Annotated in this window: 4 protein-coding genes; 1 reads left to right on the top strand and 3 read right to left on the bottom strand. The window is 70.3% G+C overall.

Annotated elements, in window-relative coordinates; all coding sequences use genetic code 11:
* Window positions 1-583: 4-hydroxy-tetrahydrodipicolinate reductase (gene dapB / locus JWN97_RS09675; RefSeq protein WP_297621783.1), on the bottom strand; the 583-nt coding region annotated here is incomplete at its 3' end.
* Between the two features lie 99 nt (window positions 584-682).
* Between dapB and JWN97_RS09680 the strand changes: the two genes are divergently transcribed.
* A complete protein-coding gene (locus JWN97_RS09680) occupies window positions 683-1,198 on the top strand; it encodes a methyltransferase domain-containing protein (protein ID WP_297621776.1) in 516 nt (171 codons plus the stop codon).
* 125 nt (window positions 1,199-1,323) lie between these two features.
* Here the strand turns inward: JWN97_RS09680 and JWN97_RS09685 are convergent, their stop codons facing one another.
* Both JWN97_RS09685 and JWN97_RS09690 read right to left on the bottom strand, forming a co-directional pair.
* Entirely contained in the window at window positions 1,324-2,631 is a 1,308-nt protein-coding gene (locus JWN97_RS09685; RefSeq protein WP_297621778.1) for a pitrilysin family protein, read from the bottom strand.
* Window positions 2,632-2,714: 83 nt separating this feature from the next.
* Complete coding sequence (locus JWN97_RS09690; RefSeq protein ID WP_297621781.1) at window positions 2,715-4,949, bottom strand: polyribonucleotide nucleotidyltransferase; 2,235 nt, start codon at window positions 4,947-4,949, stop codon at window positions 2,715-2,717.
* Window positions 4,950-4,969: the final 20 nt, after the last annotated feature.

A 4,969-nucleotide genomic window follows, 5' to 3' on the forward strand; every position in this document is an offset into this window, starting at 1 on the left:
CGACCAGCCCACGGATGCGCAGGCCGTGCACGCGGATCCCGTCGACGTCCGCGCCACGGGCACCGTCGAGACCGGTCGAGGTGGCGTCGGGGACCGGGCCGAGACCGGCGTCCGTGCGCGCAGCGGCGATCAGCTCCGCCGTACGCCGGGAGGTGCCCGATGGCGCGTCGGCCTTGTCGGGGTGGTGCAGCTCGACGACCTCGACGGACTCGAAGAACGGGGCGGCCGTGGCCGCGAAGCGCATCATCAAGATCGCGCCGATCGAGAAGTTGGGGGCCACGAGGACACCGACACCCGGGGCCTCGGCCAGCCACGCTGCGAGCTGGTCGAGCCGGGGCTGGTCGAACCCGGTGGTGCCGACCACCGCGTGGATCCCGTGCTCGATGCAGAAGCGCAGGTGGTCCATGACCACGCCGGGGTGGGTGAAGTCGACGACCACCTGGGCTCGCGCACGGACGAGCTCCTCGACGTCGTCGCCGGCGTCGACCGCCGCGACCAGCTCGGTGTCGCGGGACGCCTCGACGGCCTTGCAGACCTCCGTGCCGACCTTGCCGCGCGCACCCAGAACGCCGACCCGGATCACTGCCTGATCTGCTGTGCTCATGCGGCCAACCTATCGTCGTCGCCATGTCCCGGGTGGCGGTGGCTGACTCGTGACCGCGGGTCTGGCAGGCTGTGTGCCATGCCCCACTCGACCATCCCGCCGCGCATCAAGTGGGCCGTCGACCTGATGGACGTCCAGCCGGGCGATCAGGTCCTCGAGATCGGCTGCGGAGCCGGCGCCGCCGCCGAGGCGATCTGCGCCCGCCTGGAGACCGGCAAGCTCTTCGCGATCGACCGCTCCGAGTCGGGCGTCGACCGCACCAAGCGGCGCAACCAGAAGTACGTCGACGCCGGCCGGCTCGTCGTGCGACAGATCGACCTCGCCACGCTGCGGGTGCCGGTCAAGCGGCTCAACAAGGTCTTCGCCTTCAACGTGAACCTCTTCTGGGTCCGCGAGTGCCAGGACGAGATCGCCCTGCTCCACGAGCGCGTGGTGCCCGGCGGTGCCGTCTACCTGTTCTACGACGCCGCCCGCCCGGAGCTGGTGCCCAACATCGTCAAGAAGGCCTCCGAGAACCTCCAGCGCGGCGGCTTCCGGGTCAGCGTCGTGGAGCAGAAGGCTCCCCCGGTCATCGGGCTCATCGCGCGCCGGTGACCGTCGTCGGCCGAGCCGGCGAGGCCACTCGACGGTCGCCCAGCATCGGTGGTTGAGCAGCGAGCACGTCTGAGGGACGAAGGCGTGACCGAGCGTGTCGAAACCCGGTCAGCCGAGAATCACCCTCAGCTCTGGGGGCCGACGACCGCCAGCATCTCGGGCTGGGTGAACAGCTCGCGCGCCAGGTCGGAGACGTCGTCGAGGGTGACGGCCTCGATCCTGCTGACCACCTCGTCGATGGTGAGCAGCTCGTCGTAGACGAGCTCGGCCTTGCCGATGCGCGACATGCGTGAGCCGGAGTCCTCCAGGCCCAGCACGAGACCGCCCTTGAGCTGGCCCTTGCCGCGCTCGACCTCCTCCGCGGTGAGGCCGTCGGCCGCGACCTTGGCCAGCTCGCCGCGCACGGTCTCCAGCACGGCGTCGTACTTGCCGGGCAGGCAGCCCACGGAGACCCCGACGACGCCGGCGTCGGCGTGGTGGCTGGCGAAGGAGTAGACGGAGTAAGCCAGGCCGCGGTGCTCGCGCACCTCCTGGAACAACCGCGACGACGTGCCGCCGCCGAGCGCGGTGTTGAGCACGCCGAGGGCGTAGCGGCGCGGGTCGGTGCGGGTCAGGCCCTTGACGCCGAGCACGAGGTTGACCTGCTCGAGGGGGCGGACGGTGCGCGACTCGCCCGCCTGCACCTTGCGCGCCTTCTCGGACTGCACCGGGGCGGTCGGGGTGGCGGAGCCGGCGAGGAAGTCGCCGCGGCCGAAGGCCTTCGTCACCTGGCGCACCACGGCGGCGTGGTCGACGTTGCCGGCCACCGCGACGACCATGTTGTCGGGACGGTAGTGGCGGCGGTAGAAGCGGTGGATCTGCGCGCGGGTCATCGCGGTGATCGAGGCATCGGTGCCGGCGATCGGCCGACCGAGCGGGCTGTCGCCCCACGCCTGGTGGGCGAAGAGGTTGTGCACGACGTCGTCGGGGTCGTCGTCGTGCATGGCGATCTCGTCGAGGATCACGTCACGCTCGGCCTCGACGTCGGCGGCGGTGATGGTCGAGGCCGTCACCATGTCGCCGAGCACGTCGACGGCCGTCGCGAGGTCCTCGTCGAGGACACGCGCGTGGAAGACGGTGTACTCCTTGGAGGTGAAGGCGTTGAACTCGCCCCCGACCGCGTCAAGCGCGACCGAGATGTCCATCGCGGAGCGCTCGGGCGTGCCCTTGAAGAGCAGGTGCTCGAGGAAGTGCGAGCAGCCGTGCAGGGTGGGCGTCTCGTCGCGCGAGCCCACGTTGACCCAGACGCCGACGCTGGCCGAGCGCGAGCCGGCCATGTGCTCGGTGACGACCCTCAGGCCGCTGGGCAGCACCGTACGGCGTACGCGCGAGGTCACCGTCCCGTCGGCGTCCTTGACGGTCTGGAGGGTGCGGGTGGTGCCGTTCTTCTGCACGGGGTTCCTTTGCGTTGCCGGCTGAAACGCCGCGACCGGCCGGCATGGCTGCCGGCCGGTCGCGGGTGGAGCATCGGATCAGGTCACTCGGCGTCGGCGGCCTCGACCTCGGCCGACTCCGCGGAGTCGCCCTCGGCCTCGTCGACGACGGGGACCAGCGACAGCTTGCCGCGGTCGTCGATCTCGGCGATCGAGACCTGGACCTTCTGGCCGACGGACAGCACGTCCTCGACGGCCTCCACGCGCTTGCCACCGGCCAGGGCGCGGAGCTTGCTGATGTGGAGCAGGCCGTCCTTGCCCGGCATGAGCGAGACGAAGGCACCGAAGTTGGTGGTCTTCACGACGGTGCCGAGGTAGCGCTCGCCGATCTCGGGCATGGTCGGGTTGGCGATCGCGTTGACCGCGGCCTTGGCCGCCTCGGCAGCCTCGCCGTTGGTCGCACCGATGTAGACCGTGCCGTCGTCCTCGATGGACAGCGTCGCGCCCGTGTCGTCCTGGATCTGGTTGATGACCTTGCCCTTCGGCCCGATCACTTCGCCGATCTTGTCGACGGGCACGCGCACGGTGATGATGCGCGGCGCGTGGATCGACATCTCCTCCGGGGCGTCGATGGCGTCGGCCATGACGTCGAGGATCGCCAGGCGCGCGTCGCGGGCCTGGGTCAGCGCGGCGGCGAGCACCTCGGCCGGGATGCCGTCGAGCTTGGTGTCGAGCTGGAGCGCGGTGACGAACTCCCGCGTGCCGGCGACCTTGAAGTCCATGTCACCGAAGGCGTCCTCGGCACCGAGGATGTCGGTCAGCGCGACGTAGCGCGTCTCGCCGTCGACCTCGTCGGAGATGAGGCCCATCGCGATGCCGGCGACGGAGGCCTTGAGCGGCACACCGGCCTGCAGCAGCGACAGGGTCGAGGCGCAGACCGAGCCCATCGAGGTGGAGCCGTTGGAGCCCATGGCCTCGGAGAGCTGGCGGATCGCGTAGGGGAACTCCTCGCGCGAGGGGAGCACAGGCAGGAGGGCGCGGCGCGCCAGGGCGCCGTGGCCGACCTCACGGCGCTTGGGCGAGCCCACGCGACCGGTCTCGCCGGTGGAGAACGGCGGGAAGACGTACTTGTGCATGTAGCGGCGGTGCTTCTCCGGCGACAGCGTGTCGAGCTGCTGCTCCAGCTTGAGCATGTTGAGGGTGGTGACGCCCAGGATCTGGGTCTCGCCACGCTCGAACAGCGCCGAGCCGTGGACGCGCGGGATCACGTCGACCTCGGCGTGCAGCGGGCGGATGTCGGCGAGCCCGCGGCCGTCGATGCGGATCTTGTCGCGCAGCACGCGCTGGCGGACCAGCGACTTGGTGAGCGAGCGGAACGCGGCGCCGATCTCCTTCTCGCGACCCTCGAACTGGCCGGCGAGCTTCTCGAGCAGGGCGACCTTGATCTCGTCGACCTTGGCTTCGCGCTCCTGCTTGTCGCCGATGGTCATCGCGGCGGCGGTGTCGTCCTTGGCGGCCGCCTCGACGGCGGCGTAGACGTCGTCCTCGTAGTCGAGGAAGACCGGGAAGTCCTGGACCGGCTTGGCGGCCTCGGCCGCGAGCTGAGCCTGGGCCTCGACGAGCTGCTTGATGAAGGGCTTCGCGGCGTCGAGGCCACTGGCCACGACCTCCTCGGTGGGCGCCTGGGCGCCGTTCTGGACGAGGGCGATGGTGTCCTCGGGGGCCTCGGCCTCGACCATCATGATGGCGACGTCACCGGACTCGGTGACGCGCCCGGCGACGACCATGTCGAAGACGGCCGACTCGAGCTGCGAGTGGCTCGGGAACGCCACCCACTGGCCCTCGATCAGCGCCACGCGGACGCCACCGACGGGGCCGGAGAAGGGAAGGCCGGAGAGCTGGGTCGACAGCGACGCGGCGTTGATGGCCAGCACGTCGTAGGGCTGGTCGGGGTCGAGCGCCAGGACGGTGATGACGACCTGGACCTCGTTGCGCAGGCCCTTCTTGAAGGTCGGGCGAAGCGGGCGGTCGATGAGGCGGCAGGTGAGGATCGCGTCCTCGCCCGGGCGACCCTCGGAGCGGAAGAACGAGCCGGGGATCTGGCCCACGGCGTACATCCGCTCCTCGACGTCGATCGTCAGGGGGAAGAAGTCGAAGTGGTCCTTGGGCGTCTTGCCCGCGGTCGTCGCCGAGAGCAGCATGGTCTCGTCGTCGAGGTACGCAGTGACGGAGCCGGCGGCCTGGCGGGCGAGGAGCCCGGTCTCGAACTTGATGGTGCGCGTGCCGAACTTACCGTTGTCGAGAACGGTTTCGACGGCAGAGATGACGGGTTCAGTCAAGGGTTCGTCCCTGTTCTGTT

This window comes from Nocardioides sp. (genome assembly GCF_025965415.1).
Lineage (GTDB): Bacteria > Actinomycetota > Actinomycetes > Propionibacteriales > Nocardioidaceae > Nocardioides.

Coding starts and splice junctions, on each gene's coding strand:
- JWN97_RS09680 (WP_297621776.1), top strand. CDS start 683: ATGCCCCACTCGACCATCCCGCCGCGCATCAAGTGGGCCGTCGACCTG.